Below are 23,374 nucleotides of genomic sequence, written 5' to 3'. Positions count from 1 at the left end.
GCGATGGATAATTTGCTCATACCGGTCACTCTTAATAGCTCGCAGAGACGACCAATCCGGACGGTTCGGGCAGGCAAACGGGAAAAACGTATGTCTGCTGTTTCAACTCTAACCTTCCGCGAACTCTCGGAAAAGATGCACCAGCGCGTGGCGAATGGCGAAACGCCCGCTTCCGCTCTACCTAACCTGAAATCTGCCCTTCGGGCGTTCCTGGCTACCTTCGGCGTTTCCGAAGACAGCGCTGTCGGCTCGTTGCTCCGCCGCTCGTATTACCGAAATCTTCGACTCCACGTCGAGAAATTGCAAGTCGAGGGTCGCGACAAGAGCTACATCGCAAATCGCAAAAGCTTGATGGGGAAGTGGTGCTCACTCGTAACGCATCTCGACCGCATTGAGGCAGCCGCAGCAGACTGCATGTCCCCGTTTCAGTCAACGCTGAATGAGCTGCTCACGCAAAGCCAGACGACTGTGGCAGGTCTGGCGCGAGCGGTAGGCATTTCTAAGTCGACCCTTGGCAGCTGGGTCAAAGGAGCGCTGCCGAATCCTCGCGCGGTGCCTTCGTTGAAACGGCTTGAGCGGTTCTTCGCCCTGGAGCCGAATACACTCCTAGACCCGGCATATGAGCGACGGAATTTTAAACCGCTCGAAAGCACGCCGCCGACCAAAATTCCCTATCGGGAAAGATTGGCCACTCTTTCGAAGGACATGTACCGTCTGAAGCAGGTTTCCGATTCCTTGGCTCAGGAATGGTTAAGTTTGGTCGTGCACAAAACGGAAAAGCTGCCAGACCTTCGACGATACCCGCGCGGAGTCTGGGTCACGACAGACCTAATCATCGAAAAGGAAACGGACCGCAACTGGTACTGCTTCACGAAAGGTAGATTCGTTCCCACGGCGAAGTTTGTTTGGGAGGTTGTGACTTCTTACCTTGGGTGGCTCACCCGCGCACGACAGCTGGGCGGAGCCGGGCTCACATGTGACGATGTCCAGACCCTGGCCTGGTTGTCGAATGCGCAGATGGCGCATCGGTATCTGAAATGGCGAATTGAGCGCGCCGGAGACAAAGTGCATGCGGGCGTGCTCGACTTCGCAAAGCTCATCGGGTCACTCAACCATCCCCAGCATGGTTACCTCACCCAGATGCCCGAACTCCGGGAGCGGCTGCCCGAGGCTCACCGCCCCCGAGTCTGGCAGGACGCTTGTCTGGAAGCTCATGCATGGGCCTCCAAGACGAATAAGAACCTATCGGTTGCCGGTATTGAGCATTCGAGGGAGCCGATGGCACCCATCAAGAGTGTGCTGGAGCTGGACGACCCGCTGGAGGCGGTCGCGGACATGATTTCGCGCATGAAGAGTTGTCGACCGACCACTGGCGGCATTAGCGAGGTCGTTTGGGCGCGAGACCTGCTCCTCGTCAAACTGATGACGTCGAATCCGTTGCGCGCCAAGAACATGAAGTTGCTCACCTATCGCGCCGACAACACTGGCAACATCTATCGCCGTCCAGATGGGAGTTGGTTCATCCGGATTGAAAAGCGTGCATTCAAGAATGCCAGGGGAGCGGCAAGGAGCCGGGACTACGACATGCCCGTCAACCGCGTGGTTTGGGGAGACATTGAACGCTATCTGCATGTCTATCGCCCCATGTTGCCAGATGCAGACAAGGTGGACTTCGTTTTCTTGTCTACATCGGAAGAACAGTCAGAGGGCTACGTCGGGGTATGGAAGTCCATGAACAAACGGATTTTTTTCCTGACTCACCGGTATTTGTGGGACTGCCCGGGAATCGGTGCACATGGATTTCGTTACATCATCGGCACTGCCACACTGAAGAAGGCACCAGGAGCATGGGATGCCGCCGCCGCCGTTCTCCACGATGAGGTCGACACGGTGAAGGCCCACTACGCGCATCTGCGGCCCTCCGATGGCGGCAACTTCGTACACAAGCTACTGGACTCCGCCTTCGCCCGGATGTGACGCGACTGCACGGCCGGGCGTTGTATTCGACATCCGGCCTTTGCCAGCCTGTTGGATGCAGCACTGCAAACCGGCTTCAGCTCAGCGCGTGCTCGCACGCCTCGGCTACCGGGGAACGGCTGCGCCGATAGCTGACGCACGGTCTGGACTTCGCAATTTCACGACAGATACGTGAACCTGTTGGTCAAAGCGGTCAAGAAGGGGAACTGCACCAAGACGTGCTTTAGGTCTTATCCCAGAACTTAAACAGCTTTACGCCGTGGCTTTTGAGTCGCGGCCTTTTCAGCACCCGTCTTACGCCCCGATTTGAGTGGTGTGGGCAACTCATCGTGCGCCGTAAGCAACTGGACTTCGTCAACACCCAGCGCTTCAGCCAGAGACACGATGGTGTCGAGCGTTACGTTCACGAGTCCTTGCTCGATTTTAACAACTCGCGTGCGATGCAAGCCGGCACGGTCCGCTAGTGCTTCTTGGGACATGCTTTGTTTACCGCGGAACACTTTCAGGTTCTTCGCAAGTCGCTCTCGGGCTGCCGACTGACGCGCAGTTGTGTTGTCTGCCATATGGGGCAGGAGCATCACCTATCGCAGCATCAAAATCTACAGCGTATAAATCACCAGTTTATAAACTGGTGCTCTTTACACTACATATTTTTACCTCTAAACTTCCTTCATTGCGAAACTCCCAGCCTCATGCAACGACGTTTGCGGCTTTCGATACGGCAAGTTGTGTAAAGCCTTCGTCGTCGTGACGAGACCGCTGACGCAAAGGCGCAATACGCTTTGGCATAGCCAGAAAAGGAGTGTTCGGCAACGTTCGGCGCTATATACGTATCGCGCGTCCATTCTGTCAACCTAGAACGCAGACTCGGCTCGCGAATGATGTTTGCCGCGTGTTGGATGCAAGACGGAGGTCTTCCTGTGATTGGCCATCGGCCACGTCGTCGCGTCAAGGACCTCAATGTTCCACCAGTTAGCGAGGAACTACGTCCTTGCCTTGCAACTGTTAAGCAACAGCAATTGTTTTCGCGCTATCCGTTGTTCTTCCGGTCGGTGCGCTACCCCGAGGCATACCCGTCAAACCTTGCATTTTTCGGTATCCAGTGCGGCCTTGGGTGGTATGCACTTATCGAAGCAGCCGCCCAGGAGATAGAAGCGGAGCTTCGTGCGATGTGGTACGAGCAAGCTCACTCTCTCGAAAACGTTGCGTCAATAGACCACGGCCTACTGATGGAGATGAGTGGCGTGTATCCGGTCATTCCGTTTTGCTCCGATATTCGTGAAGCAGGAGGCCAGTTGAGGATTTCACTGCTCGAAGGTTACCTTTGCGATGGCGAAGTTTGGCAACGCATTCGCACATCTGGAGAAAAAGCGGTGCACCTGGCTCGTTCGGTGTGTGAGCTTTGCGGACGACCGGGGAAGCTCAGAGAAATCTATTGGCGCCATGTCTACTGCGATGAATGTACGGCGCCCGTGCACTTCGAGAATCACGTGCAGTCGGCAGGACCGTGAGGAAGTCAAGCAGCGTTGTCATATCACTATGCACGATTGGATTAATGCGCCACAGGCGCCCTACAGGATTGATTACGGTACAAGGCCGCACCGATGGAGCATTCAAATCTCCCCCTGGACCAGACCGCCCCGACGCTGTTCGTCGACTTCGACGGGACGCTGCACAGCGGTCACGCTCTTCTCGACACGGACGGCCAGGTGACTCTTGAGTCTGGCAGACCGCTCTTGGAATACGCGCCACTTCTTGTCGAAATGCTTGGACCATATCCGGCCGTGCAAATCGTTCTGACGACCTCGTGGCTGCAAACGCTACCGACGGAGAAGGTCATTTCGTACCTGCCGCCGGAATTGGCGCGACGGGTGGTCGACACTACACGGGACAGGAAAGCCCGCTTCAGTTACATGCAGAACGGCTCTGGGCGCACCGACGTAATCACTTCCTACGCCTATGGGAAGCGCTTGAAGAATTGGCTAGCAATCGACGATTCGGTGTACGGCGCCTATCACTTCGGCCGCGAACCCGGCGAGCTGGTGCGGAACTTCGTACTCCTGGACTCGACGCGCGGCATTAGTGATGAAGGCGCTCAAAAGCGCATGCGAGAGTGGCTGGTCGATGTACACAAGGACAGCAGCTCGTAGTTACGCCCGAAGAGTTTGTAGCGCATAAGCAGTCCAAGACTGCGCTGGCGTGCCAATTTTTCAACCAAGATGTGACGGAGGAATCGCAGATGCTGAGAGTAACAGTCGAATTGTGGCCGGGCGGCCGCGAGAGCGGTAGCCGGGTGTTGGCAACGGCAAAGATTGGCCGAGTTAAGAATGGCGCGCTCGCAGACTACAAGGTCGAGCTGCACGAAGATGTGCAGGGAGAAATAGGTTCGGCCGTCCTGCACGACTATCCACGCTACGCCTCGACCCTATGGGACCTGGTAGCACGTGCTGTTGCGGTCGCGCTGACTGGGAAGGAGGAACTACCTCCACGCCCACAACAACTTGATGTTCCTATTCACGCCGTCGGTAACACCAGTTATGTGCGAATTCGGGAGATACCGGAACCAGCGCGAAGCCTGTTCAAAAAACGTATCGCATTTTCGACACGCCCGGTAATTGACGAGGACCCGGAACCCATGGATTGTGCTTACGCGTGGGATTGGCGCGATTTTCTGGATGGCGGCAGATAGTGCTATGGAACCTGCCCATGACGCGCTTATTTTGATAGGCGGGCGTCAAGTGCGCACACTGTTGGCGTGGTGTGAATGAGCTTCGCGGATGTCGACTCAACAAAATAAACGTCCCCTCGCGCCAATGGAGGCACCCCCATGAAACGGCCCACTCGTTTCGGTGAATGGCTTTTTCGTTTCGCTTCGTCACCGAAGAATGTCGATTGCTTCATCAAGTGGGTCGGTCGCGTAGCCCTGGTGTTCGGGGCAATAATGGCTATCGTACTTTTGGTCGCCATTTTTCTGAAATAACAAGGATTGGTCTTTGGCCAGTCCGAGCAAGAGTCGACATCGTCCGGAACGGGCGCGTCCACGCGATGCATCTGAAAAATGGTCCGTAAACAACGCGAACAGGCACGGATGTCCGTCCCTACGATGCTTATGTCGTCACCGTCTCGTTGGCCATCCTTTCTCGATTCAACCCAGGGCGTCCGCTGATTCCCATTCGGCAAACAGTATCCGCTCCACCTCGAGCATGGTCGTTTCATGCGCTCGAAGCAGGTCGCCGAGATGCTTCTGGTCAAGCAACTCGACGGAGTTCAAATTCGCGTTCTCCTGTGCCTGGGAATTGAAGAATTGATTTGTGACGCAGACCTTTTCAAACGACACGTTCGGATGCCGACGCCGGTAGAACGCTTCGCCCGCGACAACCTCCTTGACGGCGTCCCATCCTAGTTTCGTGCCATCAATTCCACTGGTCTTCGCCTGAATGAGCTGACCTCGATTGCCGTCGATGGCGACGACGTCGACGCCGTTATCGTTCGTACCCGGCGTCCGATAGCAGTCGTACCCACGCTTGTTCCAAAGCGCGCCGACAAGGCATTCGAAGTGTTGCCAGCCCATGCGCAGCGCCATATCCAGAGTGATTCGCTCATCTAGGTCGTTGCTCTGCGATTGCGGCACAACGTCTGCGATACTGAAATCGCCCGGCGCCACGTCCCCGGCACCGTTGAGCATGTCCTCTGATAGCCCTCTCTTGTGAGCAAGCAACTGGTCGAGCTTGACGTCGAAAGTCGTGAAATCGTCCGCGCAAACAGTTGGATAGTAGACGTAGACCGGCTTCTTCTGATTGATGCGGTACGCGCGGTCAGTCGCCTGGTCCTCCTTGGCCGGATTCCAGGTGCGCGAGTAATGAATTACGTGGTTCGCCGCCTGGATGTTCACGCCGAATCCGACGGCGACCGGCGAAAGCACAAGAACACCGAAGCCGGGTGCGTCCTGAAAAGCCTTGATTCTCTTTTGCCGACTGGCGACGTGACTCGACGACGCACTCGTGTCTCCGTTAATGATGTCGGGACGAAACCCGAGGTCGGCTTCGATGTAGTGCTGCAGAAGTCGCTGAATCTCCCGGAACTCGCAAAAGACGATTGCCTTTTCGCCTTTCGCTCTGATTTCAGTGAGCTGCTTGAGTAGCCAATCGAGCTTTGGAGATTTCGCGCGATAGTCGCCCAACGGCTCCGGCTTGAACACGCTCAGACCATGCACTCTCGGGTCGGTACATACCAGCCTGAGATAGTGCAGCAAGCCAAGGTGATTTTTGAACGGCGTCGTATGGTTGGGCTCTTTGCGTCGTTTGAAGCCATCCACCGCCTTTGCGTAAAGATTGCGCTGAACGCCAGAAATTGAGAGCTGCCGACAATCTTCAACCACGATTTTCGGAGGCAATCCCGTATCGACCTCGGTCTTCAGACGTCGCAGAATCTGGGGTGAGATGCGAGCGCGCAATTCGTCGACGCGAGACTTTTCTTCGTCTGTCTTCGCTTCAATCGGCTTCCGGTATCGCTCACCAAAATCGTTCAAGGCACCCAGCAACCCCGGCTGCACGTAGTCGAAGAGACACCACATATCGGCGAGTGTGTTCTCTACCGGGGTTCCAGTGCATGCAATCCTGAACGCGACATTCTGCTTCTTGGCGGCCCGGGTCACCATTGCGGCCGGGTTCTTGATGCGCTGTGCTTCGTCGCACACCATCAATGACCACTTCTGCGCCGCGAACGAAAACTCCAGGTCCCGCATCGTTTCGTACGTCGTCAATACCACCTTGGCATCGCCAATCCAGTTGGGCTTCAAAAACTTGACCAGGCCATCCTCGGCCTGCAGACGCTGGTCTATCTGGCCACGCGGTACGCGAAACTCGGCAAGACTGTCGCCATACGCAGTCAACAGGGGCAATGCGCCAGGCTGAAAGAACTTGTTAGCCTCCTCGGCCCAGTTTTCCAGAAGCGAGACCGGTGCGACCACCAGCATAGGATTTATGGTGGGCTCCTGCTCCAGCAACCAGGCCATGAGCGCCAGCAACTGGAACGTCTTGCCGAGTCCCATGTCGTCCGCGAGGATTGCGCCGCGAACCTGGTAGTCAGTCTGCAAACTGAACAGGTGCTGCATCCAGGCGAGGCCCGTCTGTTGGTGTGGCAACAGGGCGAATTCGGGCCGGATGCTTAGAGGGAGCTTGGGGCGAGCAGGGACCGCCTGCAGCGCCTCACGGCGCAGTTCTTCGTATTCGAGTGCCTGAATGTTTGCACGCAAAACGAGCTGCTTCTTGGGTCCGTGTTCGCTGGGTGGTTTGCGTACATTTGCTGGGTCAAACGGCTTGCCCGATTCCAAATCTGAAAAGACGCTCTCAAACGTTGAGATGATTTCTTTGGCGTCGGACACCGAAATAGGGTCCTTGAGCCAAGGGACGTCGAGCTGCGCCACACCTTTCGCGTCGGCTGCCTCTACCTCGTTCTTGAGTTTTTCAATGGCCAGCTTGTTGGTGGGCACGGCCACCAGCTCGCCACCGTCCTTCGACTGATAAACAATGACGGGTAGGATGTTGTCGGGAAACCATCCCTCACCTTCGTCCTTCTTCGCGATATACGGAGAGTGGTATGGCTTTTCCACGCCAATGGATTCGATGCGCGCCGAGTAGCCTCCCAGGTCATGGACCTGAGCGTAAGAAACCATCGTCGGAAGCGTACGACGTTGCGACAGTACGGCCGACAAATCTTTTAGTTGCTGCTCCGAATCTCCCTGCAGAGCAAGGTCGTAGCCCTGCCAGGCGAGCAGTTGGTGGCCAAGCGCCAAGGACCTGGAGAGGGCAGCGACGAACGTGGAAAGTTCGTCGTCGTCGAGCCAATGCGTCTTCGAGGAAGTCGGTCCGCTCGCCGACGCCGTTTCGATAAGCAGGCCGACGCGAAGTGGATAGCCTGCAGCGTTTCGCTCGAAAGTCGGTACGAAGCGCTCGTAGTCAAGACCGGCGTCTTCACGAGCGCGCTCGAACTGAGACTCTTCGATGACATCATTGGCGTCGGCGCCCAGCGCCGCATAGGGGTTGAGCAAGAACGCCTGAGCCCGTGAGCCTGCAACGCGTCGTCCGGGCAAGCGCTTGATTTCGCGAAGGACGGTCTTTACCTTAGGCGTGACCAGAACCTGGACGACTCCCTCCCGGGTGGTGATGTCATACCGGTCGCGAATCTCCCGCACTCTGTCGAAAGCATCGAGCCAATCGTCAGGCGCTCCTTCGAAACCAGGCTCGATTTCAATCACGTGGTCATCCACCACATCGGCCGACCTTCTAAGGCCGATGTTGAGTTTTTCCGGACTTAGCACCACCGAGCGATAGAGAAAATCATCAAGCCTTGCCTCAGCTTCGAGTGCGAGCTTGCGAATCCGCCCCCAACCCTGGCGATTGCCCAAATCAGAGCGGTCCTCATCATTGCGACGCGAGAACGCGACCACCGCATTGAAAAGCTTCCATTGCGCTGGGCGCATCAGCGCCTCCGCGGTGCCTTCCGCCATGATGGGTCCGGTGACGGTGCCGCGAAATTCGCGACCGCCATCGACGTGCCATCCATCTATCGCAATAGCGAACTCGCGGTCAGCCAATGAGTGGACGCTGCGCAAGGAGGGACGCGTATCGGTGAATGCAGGGATTCGAAGCACGTCACGCAACTGCGAGTAGTCGGGTCGCTCAAGAGTGACGTACAGCGATTCCCAATCGAGCAAAAAACCGTCATCTACCGGTCTGACCAAGCCGTCATCTGCGAGTTGCGTGAGATAGGCCTGTATGAGAGTTCCGTCGACGGCAGCGCCGGATTTTTCAACTCGACGAGTCAGAACGATGCCCTTGTCAGACCAGCGCCGATTCCAGGATGCAATGTCTCGCTCTTTTGCTTGCTTGAATAGCTTGAACACGGTTTTGCCTTATCTCCACCAACCCTTGCCCGGCTTCACCCGGAAGCCCCACCCCGTCAAAACCCGATTAACGCTCTCATCGCCGTCGTCTCCTCGGACCCACAAATTTCCGCCGAGTGATGTCCTGTCATCGATTTCCAGGCCATGTGTCGCGGCGAACCTTCGGAGCGCGACATGCGAGTAGGATTCGTGCGTTTCAGTTCGGTTTTGCGACGACCGAGCGTTCTCGCTAGGGGAGACCAAACTGGTCGGTTTCGCACGTTCGTTTGCGGCTTGGGTTCTGACTGAAGCACGTGACGTCTCGACTGAGGGAAGAATCTGAAAACTCTCCCGAAGCGTTGCTTCGAACATATCTTCCCATCGATTCCAGCCATGAATGCCATCACCATGCTTTAGCCAGAGCATGCGGTTCGATTGCTTGAGCGAGTTGCGTTCGTCTTTCCCGAGCTTCAATGTCTGGTTCGTATTAAAGGGCAGCGAGCGACTGGCGTCATAGCCATAAAACGCGTTTCCGAGGCCACTAAATTCCACAGCGACCAACTTGCCCATCGTCATAATGAAGGCGTTGTTGGCACCAGAGGCGTCGAGTTCGCGAGTCAGGCCCTTCATTTTCCTACGCAGGGCGACGAGGTCCGGTTCACGCGAATTACGTGCAGTGGAGCCTAATGCGAACTCGATGTCGTCGATAGACTTGACATATCGCTTCCAAAACTCCATTCGGCGACGGTCGGCGAGCCCATCCTCTGCCAGCTTCGTAAAGAACGTCTCGATAAATTCGAGCTTCAACCAGTCGGAAACCATCGCTCGAGTCGCGGGCGCCACGCCACCCCATCGTGTTGCATTTGAAGGCAGCCACGGATTGCCCCACCAGGAAACAGCATGGTCGCGAAGTCTTGGATGTAGCGGGCTGCCAGAGACCCGGGCGTATCGGTCAAGGACCAGAATCGTTCCCCGGTCGCGAAGCACCTCGTTGTGGGCTAGCAGACCGAGCAAGCGAGGTAGTAGGCTCACGAACTCGTCGTCGTCGAGCTTCGTCGCGCCCTCAACCTGCGTTAGAACGAGCTGGCGCAGAAACCATGACTCCTTCCCGATTTGAAGCTGCTCACAAATCCGGTCTATATGCGATTCGTCGCCGCGCAGCAGCTGGCCCACATAGGGGCTGCACGGGGCGTCGTTGAATAGCTGCCGATTTTCAATTGCCGTGTCGACCCATGCGGGGCCTGGTCTGCTATCGCGTATCTCGAGGTTACGGTCGTGAAGGTAGTCTCGCAAAGTCAGCCAGTTCTTCTTTCCGGCGGGAGCTGCTTCAGGCGCGTCCACGTCATAAGTGAAGTAGCTCTTTGCGAGTCCCTGATAGCAGCGCCTGTATGACGCAGTTTTGGTTATGTAGCCGTCAACGCTGTCGAGGACACGCTGCAAGCGTGGTCGGTCCTCCATTACGCACTCGCCCTGGGGGCGGTGCGGAATGCATAAACCAAAGGACAGCAAATACGCATCTCGGAATGTGGGCACTTCCTGGCTATGCCAGTACCGCCGGACCGCATCCAGCTGGTGGTCATGCACGGGCTCCCGGCCGCCACCTGATTTCGCACGCGCCTTCAGCTTTTCGAGAAGTGCGTCGATTTCGTCCGAGCGAATGGGTTGCGTCTCTTCGCTGACGGACGACTGCAGTAAAGACGCCAGGTAGTTCAGTGCGTTCATCGCAGCGCGCAGTCGCCGAAGTTCCCCGATTGCACCGGGACCGAAGGTCTCTCTTCGCCAACACCCAGGAACTCGAGACGCATCTCGACGCGGCGACTCTCCTCGTCGGTCTCCTTCGAGTCATTGAACGAATATCCGCCGACAAGAAACAGATTTCGCACGTCCTGCTTCTGGTCCTCTTGAAGCTGACTCGCACCAGCCGTCGCAAACATGCTGCACAACACGCGCTCACTACGTTGAAGGCTGAGGTTAAGGTTGCTCAGGTATGTGCCTGTTCTGTCCGTGTAGCCTTCGACAACCACGCGCTTGAGTACGCGCTTGCCAAGGTTATCGTTCGCCAATGTCAGGATTTCGGGAACGAACTGGCGCAACACCGCTTCCTGCTCAGGCGCCAGGTTCGATTTCCCGAACGCGAAACGTGCCCGGTCGCCAAAATCGATTACGTGCCGGTCGCGGTCTATCTTGATGCCGTTGTACCGCTTGGCGGCAGTTTGAAACCGGTCGAGAATAAGTTCTATATCCTTCCGATGCTGCTCTTCGCGCTTTTCCTTCTCCGTTACATTCTTCGTCACGGCGAGCAATGCCACCCCCATGACCACGAGAAAGAGCACCATCAGCGCGGTCATCAAGTCAGCAAAGGAAATCCAGAAGGGCTTCTCCGCCTCGTCACGGCTTCCTCGCTTGACGACGATTTGACTTCCAAACATCGTCTACCTCCTCGCCGGCGTCAGGGTTCCCATCGCGGCAAGCGTCACCTCCAGCTCCCCGACTGCGGACGAAAGCAACCCCACTGCCGAAGTCAGTTTTGTATGGAACTCGGCATTCGCTTTATCCAGCGTGCGCTTCACCTCGGTCGCGAAGGCGCCGTGCGCGTCTGCGAGAACGCGGCTTACACCAGCGAGGTATTCGTCGGCCTGCTTTTGCGCCGCGCCAAGATGGCCGGTGGATGTCTCGATTCGATTGAGAATGTCGCCAGTCAACGCGGCCTCTCTGCGCGCGACATCGACGGTGGCACGCAATTCGGTAACAAGTTGGCCGATACTGTCGCGATGAGCGCGATAGTCGCCCAGAAGTTCCTGGATGGCTCCCGCACCGCTCGTCAAATTCCCAGCCGTCGCGGCCAGTTTGGTCGAAACGTCGGCGGTTTGCCCCATGACGCCGGCAACGCGCTCGCCCGCCGTGGCGAAGTTTCGCGATGCCGTGCCTAATGCTTCCGCGCCAGCGTTCATGCGGTCTACCGATGACGCGGTGGACTGCGTCAAGGCAGATACGCTTTGGGCCATTTGCGTCGTTGCGATGCCCAGTTCCTTGACAACGGCATCCACGGATTCGGACATTGCTGTAACCGCACCGGTCGCGCGCTCAGACATGGCGCTCTCGCGTGCCCGATTGTTTTCAAATACATCTCTCTGCGCGCCGCTCAACGTGGTCAGCATCTCTCCGACGTGCGTGCCAAGCGTTTCCAGCGTCGTCTGCAATTTCTGGTTTGTCTCTGACTGAGACGTCGCAACCAATTGGCGCAGCTGCTCGACGAACGCAGCTGATTGGGCGTTCATTGCCTCCTGCCGTGACTCCATCTTTTCGATGGCCTCTGCCATGCGCTGAGCCATTGCATCCGTTGAGCGTTGACTCGAAGCCTCAATGTTCGCTACCAGAGTGTGCAAGGTGCTAACTGCTTGCTGAATACTCTGCGCAGTTTGCTGATTAAGTTCGGTAAGGCCTGAAATCTGTCCACCAAACAAGTCATTCAGCCGTTGGCTGAAGCTCGTCATTACATCCTGCAACATCCGCCCGGCGCTTGCGCTCTGGTCACCGCTGGCACTCTTGACAGTCGCCGCAATTTCGTCGAGTGGACCCTTGAGACCCTGCTGGATGCTCTCTGCGATAACTTGTCCGAGCGCAGCGTTGTTCTGGCGGCCTGCTTCAGCGGCGAGTGCATATTGTTCTTTGCTCGCTTCAATTTGCGCACGAGTCAACTCGCGCAGCAGTTCTCCCATCTCCTTGACGAGAGCATCCTTCAATATTTTGGATTGACTTGCCGACTCTTCCGATGCTTTTACCAGACGTGCCAGATATTCTTCGCCGGCTCCTGCTTCGAAGCGTGCGTCAATCGCATGTGCGATTTCTTCAGTACGTCGGTACAACGAGGCAAGCAGGAGTTTTTCGAAGAGCGTGGTTAGCATCGCCGCAGCGATTGCCGAGGCGGACACAAGAAACGCCTCTCCCACAGAATGCATAAGTGATTCAAGACTACCGCGCACGGTTGCAGCGTTATCGCTTATCTGAAACGCGTGAAGGCCTTCTATCAGTCCGCTGAACGTCCCGATAATACCGATGCCAGTAAAAATTCCGGGGACATGCTTAAAAAATTCGGTGCGCAAGCGGCTGTCGACGACAACCTGGCTGTTGAAATACAACTCGGCGGGCACAGTGGCGCGTACGGCGCGCACGACCATCTGTCCGTCGCGCTCTTCACGCTGGACGTGCAACGACTCGGCATACTCTTTCCATAGATGGGCGAGCCGACGGTCGCCAGCGAATACCACCTCAAACTGTGAAGGGTAATTTCCGCCTTCGAAGCTTTCAATGCGACGCTGGATAGAGCGCAGCCGAAGTAGATGCCTTATCGCTGGGCCGAAGAAAAACGCAATGACAGCAACGACGAGGGCGGCCAAAAATGCCCCCGTGACAAGTGCAGGCGTCGGCACGCCAGCGAGTAACGACTGGATGTTCAACTTCGGTCTCCCCGGTGAAGGGCGTGTTTTCTAAGAATTTCTGCCCAGGCGCATCCCCGGACGCGGGTCGGCAGCCAACTGACGGGTCCCTCGTCGAGCGCCGACAGGCCGTCACTGCTATTCGCCTAATATTACGGCATATTCCTCCGGAGATTAACGGGGAGGCCCTCAAACACTAGGGTTCGAGCGTTTGCGCAACGGTTTGCGCGGTTTGGCGCGTAGAGTTTCCCCGTGGTGTTCTAAATACATCAAACAGACTTCACATGTAGCTGGCTCAATAGGTGACGGGGAATATGAGTGAGACCCCGCTCACACACACCAACGAGTTCACATGCCTGACGTCCATCAAGACTTCGAACGCGAAAAACTGTACAAGGAAATCTGGTCTGAGCCAGTTAGCAAGGTGTCGAAGAGGTATCAAATCTCCGATGTGGGGCTTCGCAAGATTTGCGTGAACCTTGATATTCCAGTCCCGCCCATCGGCTACTGGGCAAAACTTGCCGCCGGCAAGACCGTGAAAAAACCATCGCTCCCGCCTACCAAGGGGGCGACGACCTACCGACGTTCGGTCTTCAAAGACCCGCAGGACAACGAGCTGTCACTGCGCACTCAGGTCCGAATCAATGAGGACGCCGCTCGTGCCCCAGATGTACCGGCCGTCGTCATACGCACCTCCATCGACGAATGCCTGCCGCTCGTCAAACGGATGGCGAAAAAGCTCGAAGGTAAGCAACGGGATTCGCGAACATGGCCGTATTGCGACGGAACTGGACTCATGCGAGTCGTCGTGTCCAAGCAGAACTCTCTGCGAGCGCTCCTGGTGCTTAACGCGCTTCTTGAGACGCTGACGGGTGCGGGATATTCGCTTTCCTCTGGTGGCAAAGAGGAAGACCCGGCTTATGTGACATTGCTTGATGGCAAGCTCACTTTTCGTGTGAAGGAGCGAAGCCGCCAGGAAAGTATCCCGTTGACGCGGGAGCAACAGGCCGAAAACAAGCGTCTCGGATTCAACCGGCACAGCCAGAGCTACATTTTTCATCCCGCGGACGTATTCGAAATATCAGCATTCAAACTTGGGCGCAGCTACGCTACGGCAAACATTGCAGACACGCGAAGTCTTCCAGTCGAGACAAAAATTCAGGCATTCGTTAGCCGGCTTCGGCATCTGGTTATTCGCGATTCCGTGCAAGCAGAGATGGCGGCTGAGCAACGAGCCATCGCTGCGGCTAAGGAGGCCGAGCGTGTAAGACTGAGCGAGATTCGCCGAATCGCGCTTGACCATTTGAAGCGCGTCGAGGAATGGGCGTCGAAACTCGAGCGAGCAAACCGCCTGAGGGCACCTGCCGTCGAGTTCGAGTCAAAACAGCTGAGGTCGTCCGACGACGTCGTAGATGCGGCGTGGATACGACGAGCTGCAGATTGGCTGGACCCAACTGTCGGTTGCTGTTGGGACGATATGGACAATGCTCCGGCTCGATACGGCGAGTTCTAGTAGTTCGGCGGCTGGCCGAGGTGCGTGAGTGCAAGCTGACGCGCCGAAACGCCTCGGCAGTATGCGCGACGTAGTGTCGGCGTTTGCGCCGCCCGCAAGGCAGGCGGCGAGGCGTACCGATTTTTTCGAAGCTTCACGCACATCGCCGATGTTGGAGCAGCGATATTCGCCCCGGCATAGGCTGACGCGAATTGACGTCAACCAGGTTACTAGCCGTGGTTATCGACCCAGGCGCGTGCCCAACCTAGTCCCGCGAGCTGAGCCTCTTCTTCCGTTTCAAAAACGCCGAGTACTCCGGAGGCTTCAACCATCTTTGTGTAGCGGGTGATGGTCCCGCTACCTGCGTATCGCTCAGACGAAAGGATGTCCTCTTGATGAAGTATGGCGTGACCGAAGATGCGGTATCCCTTGTAGCTTGCCGACTCCATCAGCGCACGACCTCAACATGCGAGTCGTGAGCATCAACGCGCAGCACGTTCCCCTCGGGCGTTATCAGACGAGGAATTTCCGACATGTCAGGTGAAACGCGTCGCGTACCTGCGCCGGCAGCTCCCTGCTTCACAGCCAGGTTCGTAGCGGTGGTCGGCGGGCGATGCGCCCGTGTTTTTACGAAATGAGGCACACGCCGCTTATGCGTAAGCGACTTCGGCGCGCCTGCTCCCTGATGCAATCCACCCCGAGCTTCGGGCGGATTCCAGATTTCTATGTAGCGCTCGCCTGCAAACGCGGACGAAGTACACGCTAGTAAAAGCAACCCGCATCCAACCAGTTTCACTATCGTTTCTCCTTGGCGATGCGATTCAATCTGTCGCTGCAGGATACATCCTCTCCGACGCACGACCCGTCGCAACCGTCACAGTAGTGGCGGTCGCGCACGGCGCCGTCAACACGCCAGACATCCGTTTTCGCCAGACTAGCGGTACCCACAGAGCGGCCATTTTCGCACGCAAAGAACGTCGGCTCCCCGGCTCGGCCGCGACGAATGGCTTCATCGATGTCCTGCTCGCCAAACGCAGATTTCATGTCGGCGACAAACGCCGCAATCTCGGGCATTGGATGGCTGACCGGCTTGCGAACGCGCATATCCATGAAGTTTCACCCCAAAAAAGTGTCTGTTCGCCGCTACGGAAATCCGTGTAGGATACTGTACATCCATACAGGTATTTTCGCAATTCAATGACTGTCCCGTCCCCCATTCCGGAAGCAATACACCCGTCGCTCTGGCGGGCGTCGCAGCTCGCGCGCGGTCGGGGACGAGTCGTGGAGACTGGGTATCCAGCGCTGTCGGCTGAGCTGCCCGGCGGGGGATGGCCCGTTGGCGCGCTCGTCGACTTGCTGGTCCAGCAGGCAGGTGTGGGTGAAATGCGGCTGCTTCGGCCGGCTCTCAGCGAACTAGGCAAGCGGCCGGTCGCGATGGTGCAACCGCCGCACATTCCCAACGGGCTGGGCCTTGAGTACATCGGGCTGTCGCCAGAACAATTGATGCAGATTCGGGCCTCGAAGACGGCTGATGCATTGTGGGCAGCAGAGCAGATTCTGCGCGCCGGCAGTTGCGGTGCACTTCTGTTCTGGGCGCAATACGTTCAGACCTCGTCGCTGCGAAGACTGCATCTCGCAGCACAGTCTTCGGAAACGTTGTTCTTCATGGTCCGCCCACTGGCGTCAGCACAGGATGCCTCTCCAGCAGTTTTACGACTGGCGCTCCGGCCAGAACGCGACGGTCTGACCGTCGACATTACGAAGCGACGAGGTCCAGCACGCGCAGAGCCTCTGTCCATCCCACTTCAACCAACACCTGTCCTGTTTTCGCACCATGCGCGTATTTCTCGCCGTCCACTTGCCCCGGTTGCAACTCGAGGTCTTCCGACCCAAGTGGCTGCCTGAGCCCGCTCACGGCTGCGTGGTCCTGGAAAGGGACAAGGTACTCATCGCAGACGGGGTAGCCAGGTCTGTGGGCGTGCGGGTTGGCATGAAGCGCGGCGGTGTGTTGACGCTCGCGCCGGAGGTAGAGATGTACGAGCGCGACCTTGGCCGCGAAAGTGCCACGCAACGCGAAGTGGCAGTGGCGCTCATGCAGTTCTCGCCCGATGTCGCAGTGCTCGAAGAGGCTGTTGTCGTGGTCGACATCGGCGCGAGCCTGCGTCTGTTTGGTGGACTGCTCGCTGTCTGTCGGCAAGCGAAAGCGATACTTGAAGTCATTGGACTGACCGCGCGGATAAGTGCTGCACCAACTGGTCAGGGCGCGTGGCTGCTCGCGAAGCACCGGAACCGGCGCGTACTCAAGGTCGACTCGCTCGAACGGCAACTGTCCGCATTGCCACTGCTATCAGTACCGGAAGTGCGACCGTTTGCAGACTGGTTCACAGGTCTTGGTTGCGAGACGATTGCAGACTTGCGACGACTGCCGCGTGCCGGGCTGCAGCGACGTTGCGGAGAGCACCTGCTTGATTCGCTGGACCGTGCATTCGGCACGGCGCCAGAGCTGTTTGACTGGCTGGAATTGCCTCCAACGTTTTCTGCCCGCATTGAAATGCCCGACCGTATCGAGCATGCGGAAGCGGCGCTCTTCGGCGCGCATCGCCTCATCGTGCAGCTTTGTGGCTGGTTGTGCGCAAAGCAACTGGCACTAACGGGCGCGACGCTTTTGCTGGAGCATGAGCGCGGCAGGCAGGCGGTAGTCCCTACGGCAATCGAGATTGCGCTCGGCGAGCCAACATGGCGCGAGGACCATCTCGTCAGGCTCATCAAGGAGCGGCTTGCCCGCGTAGAACTGAGCGCGCCAGTCATCGCACTGCGACTCGATGTATCGAACGTGCAACCGGCGGTGCCTGCATCGGATACTCTGTTTCCGGAGCCCGGTGGCTCCGCAGAGGACCATGCCCGTCTCGTCGAACTGCTGGTCGCAAGGCTTGGCGAAGACAACGTACTCAGGCCTGCGCCAACGGCAGACTACCGACCGGAAATCGCGAATCGATGGGTGCCGGTCGGCAGCGCGTTGAAAAGCACCACGCTTCCAGAGGGGCTCCCTCGGCCCACCTGGCTGCTGGAAAAGCCGGTGCGCCTGCTGATGCGGAAGCACCGGCCATTCTATGGCTCACCGCTGCGCCTTGTGTCGCCAGGAGAACGCATCGAGAGCGGGTGGTTCGACGGCGAACTCATGACGCGCGATTATTTCGTCGCACAGGGCGACGACCAGAGCTGTTTCTGGATTTATCGTGAGCGCATAAGCAGCCGCGACGCAGAAGAAGAACCGCGCTGGTTCCTCCATGGACTGTTCGGATGATGTGCCATGGACACAACCTTCAACGTTCTGCCGGCGTACGCCGAGCTGTTCTGCTTTTCAAATTTCACGTTCCTGCACGGCGCTTCTCACGCTGAGGAACTGGCCAAACGCGCGGCGCAGCTCGGCTACTCGGGTCTGGCGATAACTGACGAATGCTCGCTCGCGGGTATCGTGCGGGCGCACGTCGCGGCCAAGGAAGCGAGGCTTCCGCTCGTCATCGGCTCGTACTTCCGGCTCGTCAACGCCGACGGTTCAGCGGCGTTCGGTCTCATTCTCCTCGCCCAGAACCGCGCGGGATACGGAAACCTCTGCGAGCTGATTACGCTCGCCCGCACACGTGCGCCGAAAGGCCAATATCGGCTGACGCCACAGGACCTGTCGCGGCCCGACCGGGAAAACAGCCACCTGCGCGGCATGCCCGACTGCCTTGCGATACTGGTACCTGACTTTCCCGCGAAAGAGGATGTGCTCGATGCGCAGCTTGAGTGGCTCGACCAGACATTTCCTGGTCGTGCGTGGTGCGGGCTGGTGCTGCATCAACGCGCGATGGATGACATTCACCGCGGCGCCGTTGAGTACGTTGCCGACAGGCACGGCATACCCGTCGTCGCGCTCGGCCACGTGGTGATGCACGTGCGCTCGCGCAAACCGTTGCAGGACACGTTGACGGCCATCCGTGTCGGCAGACCGGTGCACGAGTGTGGATACGACCTGGCTCCGAACGCAGAGCAGCATCTGCGGTCCCGGCTGCGACTCGCAAACCTCTATCCGGAGTACGCGCTCAGCGAGACGACCAACATCCTCGCGCATTGCAGTTTCTCGCTCGACGAGCTTCGGTACGAGTATCCCGACGAACTGGTACCACCCGGATTTACGCCTGCGGCCTATCTGCGCCAGGAGACATACGTCGGCGCACAGCGACGTTTCCCTTCAGGCATTCCGCACAACGTTCAGGAACAGATTGAACACGAACTTGAGCTGATTTCGGACCTGCAATATGAGCCTTATTTCCTCACGGTATATGACATTGTGCGGTTCGCGCGCAGCCAGCACATCCTGTGTCAGGGGCGTGGCTCGGCCGCCAATTCGGCTGTTTGTTACTGCCTGGGCGTGACCGAAGTCGACCCGGCGCGCGGCAACATGCTTTTCGAACGTTTCATTTCGAAGGAGCGCGGCGAGCCGCCGGACATCGATGTCGACTTTGAACACCAACGACGTGAAGAGGTGATTCAATACATCTACGGGAAATACGGTCGCGACCGTGCCGCAATTGCCGCGGCTGTGTCGACCTATCGGCCGCGCGGCGCTCTTCGCGAAACCGGAAAGGCGCTGGGCGTTGACCCGCAAATTGTCGATGCTGTGGCCAAGAGTCATCATTGGTTTGATGGCAGGCAAGACCTCCTCAAACGATTTACCGAGTCCGGCCTGAACGCGGAGACTCCGCTGATTCAGGCCTGGGCGTCTCTCGCGTCGCAGTTGCTTGGATTTCCGCGCCACCTATCCCAACACTCCGGCGGCTTTGTTATCAGCCGGGGCAAGCTTACGCGCCTCGTGCCGGTTGAGAACGCTGCGATGGTGGACAGGTCGGTCATCGAGTGGGACAAGGATGACCTCGAATCGCTGGGCTTGCTCAAGATTGACGTGCTGGCACTCGGCATGCTCTCAGCAATTCGTCGCACGCTGGACCTGGTATCAGACCAGCGCGGCGAGCGATTCGAGATGCAGGACATACCAGCGGAAGACCCGCAATCCTACGAGATGATTTCGCGCGCGGACACCGTTGGCGTATTTCAAATCGAGTCGCGCGCGCAGATGTCGATGCTGCCACGATTGAAACCACGTACGTTCTATGACCTGGTCATCGAAGTTGCCATCGTACGCCCGGGACCAATTCAGGGTGGCGCCGTTCATCCGTATCTGCAGCGCCGACAGGGATTCGAGCCGGTGACTTATCCAAGTGCAGCGCTTGAGACTGCATTGGGTCGCACGCTAGGCGTTCCGATTTTCCAGGAACAGGTGATGCAAGTGGCCATTCTGGCCGCAGGCTTCACCGCCGGGGAAGCGGACCAGTTGCGACGGGCGATGGCAGCATGGAAGCGCAAAGGTGGCCTGGATAAATACTATGACCGCATCGTCAACGGCATGCTCGAGCGCGGGTACGACAAGACCTTCGCGGATGGCATCTTTCAGCAGATTCTCGGCTTCGGTGAGTACGGTTTTCCAGAAAGCCATGCCGCCAGCTTCGCGCTGCTGGTGTACGCGAGCAGCTGGCTAAAGTGTCACGAGCCGGAAGCGTTTCTCGCGGCGATGTTGAATTCGCAGCCGATGGGTTTTTACTCGCCGTCGCAACTTGTTCAGGATGCGAAGCGCCATGGAGTCCAGGTACTGCCGGTGGACGTCACGATAAGTGGCTGGGACTCATCGCTTGAGCACATAGACGGCGCTGAGAAGCCTGCCGTCAGGCTTGGTTTGTCGTTGCTCCGAGGCATGCGCGACGGTGCCGCAGAGCGTATTGAGAATGCGCGAGCCGTGCGGCAGTTCACGACCGTGTCCGACCTGGCGCGCCGCGCACAACTGGACCGTCACGACCTGCAGGTGCTTGCCGCGGCGAACGCACTGTCATCGCTTGCCGGCAATCGACGCGAAGCGCTTTGGCAGTCAGTCGCCTCGGCGCCTGACAAAGACATGCTCTCGGTTGCGAAGGTCGAAGACGAAACACCAGAGCTGGGTACGCCCTCCGAAGCGGAAGATATCGTCGGTGACTACCGGTCGACGGGGTTAACACTGGGACGACATCCTCTTGCACTACTGCGCCCGCAGTTGCTTGTCAACAAACTGATGCCGGCCTCAACGCTGCAGACTTATCGAAACGGCCGGCTCGCTCGCGGCTGCGGCATCGTCACCGTGCGTCAACGGCCGGAGACGGCAAAGGGCGTCATTTTTATCACCATCGAGGACGAGACCGGCAACGTCAACGTCATCGTCTGGCCCAAAGTGCTTGAGAAGCAGCGCAAGGAAGTCCTTGGCGCATCGCTACTCGGAGTGCTTGGCGTATGGCAGTGTGAAGGTGAAGTACGGCACCTTGTCGCGCAACGCCTCATCGACATGTCGTATCTGCTCGGCGAACTGCCATCAATGAGCCGTAATTTCCATTGATGGCTTAATCCTGGTCCCACGACTGACACCGGGCGCGATTCGCAGTTTCAATCGATTCACACGAATTCATCGCTGGTTCGTCGGCTCAAAGACGACACGCTATTGCAGTCACTCGCTATTGAGCCGACTGCCCGCTAGGTGGGATTATCATGGAGACGCAAACCGGAGGTTCACATGTGCTACTCGGCCCAGATTCAAGCTGACTATCGCAAGTTCGTACGGATGTTTGGCGCGACGATGAGCATCAAGGAATTCGCGCGCCTCTTTTTCGAGCGAACGGAGGGCAGCAAAGCGAAGATTCCGAAGGCGATGGAAGATGCGTTCTCCGAGCCCCAGTCTGATGCCGAGCGTGAGGTGAAGGCGCTCATCGACCGGTTTAACGCGGACCAAGTGACGAAGCTCGAGCAGGACCTGTTCAAGCAGCGCGCTCGATTGGCGGGCGCCGAGCGCTCACTCCAGACCAAGGTAACGAAAGCCGCTGCCGAAAGCCAGCGAATAGCCACCGACAAAATCGCCTGGACCCGCGGCAAGCTTGACGACATACAGCGGACCGAGCCGAAGGCCCGCGATTCACGTATTTTCCCTGGGCACTACGCGCCCGTGATGGTCATGGAGAACGGACAGCGCGTCGTGAAGCCAATGCGTTATCAGTGCCGCATTGCTGGTAAACCTGCCTCATACGACTTTAAATATCCCGGAACCTATAACGCTCGGCGCGACAACCTCGAAGGTTTTTGGAAGCCCCTGTTTGGTCACTCGCACGGCATCCTTGTCGTCAATGCCTTTTATGAGAACGTCAGCCGCGCCAAGATGGAAGGCCGACAGCTCGGTGACGGAGAGAAAGACGAAAACGTTGTCCTCGAGTTTGAGCCCCGCCCAGCCCACGACATGCTTGTTGCCTGTTTATGGTCGCGCTGGTCTGCGCCGGGCGAGCCGGACCTCCTGTCTTTTGCTGCCATAACAGATGAGCCGCCGCCGGAGGTTGCGGCCGCCGGTCACGACCGTGCATTGTTCCCATCAAACCAGAGAACGTAGACGCGTGGCTCAACCCGAATGCATCAGACCTTGCGAGCCTACACGCGATACTTGATGATAAAGACAGGCCGTACTACGAGCATAGGATGGCCGCATGACGAAACATCCGTGATGCCTTGCCCCTGCTTGAACGCGAAACTCGACGCAGTGCGTTCACACTCCTGACCTATTAGACGTCACTATGAGAACTGAGCAGCAAATCTTCGATGCGTTGGTAGAGTTGTGCAAATCTCCAGGCTACGCACACGCCATCGCCTATTTGTGTTTACGCGACAACACCGTCGCCTTCCGCGACGAAATGACAGCTGCGGACATGCAGCACATGTTCACCGATGAACGCTTGTCTCGAACGGAGATTGCCACCCTGATTGGGCTGTTGGTTCGGGTTCCAGTCGACTACGCTAAACCAGAATTTGACGCGTTGCAGAGGTATGCTGATTCAACGGACGCTCTTCTGGCGGAGTTGCACCAATCCATGTCGCGGGAGGGTATGGCAACACACGACTGGGTCGAGCTCGCCGAGAAAGGCGGGAACCCATTCGCGAACGGCGCCGCGATGCGCGAGCCCATCTTCTACGGAGGCGAATCAGCGTACAGCTTTCAGTACCGCGACCTTTCAGTACGAAAATACGGTGCGGACAGTACCTGGTTGAAGGCAAATAGGGGATTTACTCCTGACGTTGCCCGAAACATTGGCTGTGCGCTCGAGAGGCTACAGAACGCCAAAATAGTGCATTGCCGGAATGAGGCTCAGCACGCCAATTCGCCGGAGGCGTGGACATTTCTATCGATATATCAGTTTTCGGTTGAAGAGCTTGTCAATGAATCCGGCCACAAACGTGAAGACGTAGAGGCTGTCCTTGCGGCGTTTAGCCTGCCTGCTGACAACAGGAACGAAAGCTTCCAATCACTACACGACTTCAACGTCACCAATGCGTGCCCAATCCTGCGTGTCGGAGACGGTACCTTCATTTTGTTTCAGGCCTACAGCCTCATGGAGGCGCTGTATGAGTCGCCGTTCTACTGGATGACTGCTGATGTTAGCGGCGGTGTAAAAGCGTCATTAGATGGCGGCGCAAAGTTGAGTAGAA

Annotated in this window: 15 protein-coding genes and 2 pseudogenes; 10 read left to right on the top strand and 7 right to left on the bottom strand. The window is 57.6% G+C overall.

Features of this window, described 5'->3' with window-relative positions; translation table 11 throughout:
- Positions 1–3: 3 nt before the first annotated feature.
- A complete protein-coding gene (locus M0D67_RS39405) occupies positions 4–1,977 on the top strand; it encodes a helix-turn-helix transcriptional regulator (RefSeq protein ID WP_266242879.1) in 1,974 nt (657 codons plus the stop codon).
- Between the two features lie 242 nt (positions 1,978–2,219).
- Here M0D67_RS39405 and M0D67_RS39400 read toward each other — a convergent pair whose 3' ends face one another.
- A complete protein-coding gene (locus tag M0D67_RS39400; protein ID WP_266242877.1) occupies positions 2,220–2,555 on the bottom strand; it encodes a helix-turn-helix domain-containing protein in 336 nt (111 codons plus the stop codon).
- A gap of 342 nt (positions 2,556–2,897) precedes the next feature.
- Here M0D67_RS39400 and M0D67_RS39395 point away from each other — a divergent pair, with 342 nt between their 5' ends.
- From M0D67_RS39395 to M0D67_RS39385, 3 genes are all read left to right on the top strand, one after another.
- Positions 2,898–3,488 (top strand): hypothetical protein, encoded by a 591-nt coding sequence (locus tag M0D67_RS39395; protein WP_266242875.1) that lies wholly within the window; start codon positions 2,898–2,900, stop codon positions 3,486–3,488.
- 93 nt (positions 3,489–3,581) lie between these two features.
- Positions 3,582–4,127, top strand: a complete 546-nt coding sequence (locus M0D67_RS39390) for an HAD domain-containing protein (RefSeq protein ID WP_266242872.1) — start codon at positions 3,582–3,584, stop codon at positions 4,125–4,127.
- An 89-nt stretch (positions 4,128–4,216) separates the two neighbouring features.
- Positions 4,217–4,666 carry a hypothetical protein gene (locus M0D67_RS39385; protein ID WP_266242870.1) on the top strand — a complete coding sequence of 150 codons (450 nt, stop codon included), beginning with the start codon at positions 4,217–4,219 and terminating at the stop codon, positions 4,664–4,666.
- Between the two features lie 456 nt (positions 4,667–5,122).
- On the opposite strand, the gene M0D67_RS39380 is transcribed toward M0D67_RS39385, so the two are convergent.
- Genes M0D67_RS39380 through zorA form a run of 4 tightly spaced genes read right to left on the bottom strand, consistent with a single transcriptional unit; the run spans position 5,123 to position 13,317 of the window.
- Positions 5,123–8,881 carry an SNF2-related protein gene (locus tag M0D67_RS39380; protein ID WP_266242868.1) on the bottom strand — a complete coding sequence of 1,253 codons (3,759 nt, stop codon included), beginning with the start codon at positions 8,879–8,881 and terminating at the stop codon, positions 5,123–5,125.
- A gap of 9 nt (positions 8,882–8,890) precedes the next feature.
- On the bottom strand, positions 8,891–10,582 hold the full coding sequence (locus M0D67_RS39375; RefSeq protein ID WP_266242865.1) for an EH signature domain-containing protein: 1,692 nt from the start codon (positions 10,580–10,582) through the stop codon (positions 8,891–8,893).
- Positions 10,579–11,289 carry a flagellar motor protein MotB gene (locus M0D67_RS39370; protein ID WP_266242862.1) on the bottom strand — a complete coding sequence of 237 codons (711 nt, stop codon included), beginning with the start codon at positions 11,287–11,289 and terminating at the stop codon, positions 10,579–10,581. Before M0D67_RS39370 ends, M0D67_RS39375 begins: the two co-directional genes overlap by 4 nt.
- A gap of 3 nt (positions 11,290–11,292) precedes the next feature.
- Positions 11,293–13,317, bottom strand: coding sequence for an anti-phage ZorAB system protein ZorA (gene zorA, locus M0D67_RS39365; protein ID WP_266242860.1), 2,025 nt, complete (start codon positions 13,315–13,317; stop codon positions 11,293–11,295).
- A 331-nt stretch (positions 13,318–13,648) separates the two neighbouring features.
- On the opposite strand from zorA, the gene M0D67_RS39360 reads away from it, so the two are divergent.
- Positions 13,649–14,809, top strand: coding sequence for a hypothetical protein (locus M0D67_RS39360; RefSeq protein ID WP_266242857.1), 1,161 nt, complete (start codon positions 13,649–13,651; stop codon positions 14,807–14,809).
- 209 nt (positions 14,810–15,018) lie between these two features.
- On the opposite strand, the gene M0D67_RS39355 is transcribed toward M0D67_RS39360, so the two are convergent.
- Positions 15,019–15,237, bottom strand: coding sequence for a hypothetical protein (locus M0D67_RS39355; RefSeq protein WP_266242854.1), 219 nt, complete (start codon positions 15,235–15,237; stop codon positions 15,019–15,021).
- Between the two features lie 346 nt (positions 15,238–15,583).
- On the bottom strand, positions 15,584–15,898 hold the full coding sequence (locus M0D67_RS39350) for a hypothetical protein (RefSeq protein WP_266242852.1): 315 nt from the start codon (positions 15,896–15,898) through the stop codon (positions 15,584–15,586).
- Between the two features lie 87 nt (positions 15,899–15,985).
- Between M0D67_RS39350 and imuA the strand changes: the two genes are divergently transcribed.
- The 5 genes and pseudogenes from imuA to M0D67_RS39325 form a co-directional block, all read left to right on the top strand.
- The gene (gene imuA, locus M0D67_RS39345) at positions 15,986–16,693 is read left to right on the top strand and encodes a translesion DNA synthesis-associated protein ImuA (RefSeq protein WP_266242849.1); all 708 of its coding nucleotides are present in this window, start codon (positions 15,986–15,988) and stop codon (positions 16,691–16,693) included.
- Positions 16,623–18,092, top strand: a complete 1,470-nt coding sequence (locus tag M0D67_RS39340) for a DNA polymerase Y family protein (RefSeq protein ID WP_266242847.1) — start codon at positions 16,623–16,625, stop codon at positions 18,090–18,092. The genes imuA and M0D67_RS39340 overlap by 71 nt, the downstream gene beginning before the upstream one ends.
- A 6-nt stretch (positions 18,093–18,098) precedes the next feature.
- Positions 18,099–21,248 (top strand): error-prone DNA polymerase, encoded by a 3,150-nt coding sequence (locus M0D67_RS39335; RefSeq protein WP_266242845.1) that lies wholly within the window; start codon positions 18,099–18,101, stop codon positions 21,246–21,248.
- A 174-nt stretch (positions 21,249–21,422) separates the two neighbouring features.
- A pseudogene (locus M0D67_RS39330) lies at positions 21,423–22,381 on the top strand (SOS response-associated peptidase family protein).
- A gap of 83 nt (positions 22,382–22,464) precedes the next feature.
- Positions 22,465–23,374, top strand: a pseudogene (locus M0D67_RS39325) (prepilin peptidase); the annotation flags it as partial.

It is taken from the genome of Paraburkholderia sp. SECH4 (assembly GCF_030511745.1).
GTDB lineage: Bacteria > Pseudomonadota > Gammaproteobacteria > Burkholderiales > Burkholderiaceae > Paraburkholderia > Paraburkholderia madseniana.
This window is presented reverse-complemented; position numbering and strand designations above follow the sequence as displayed.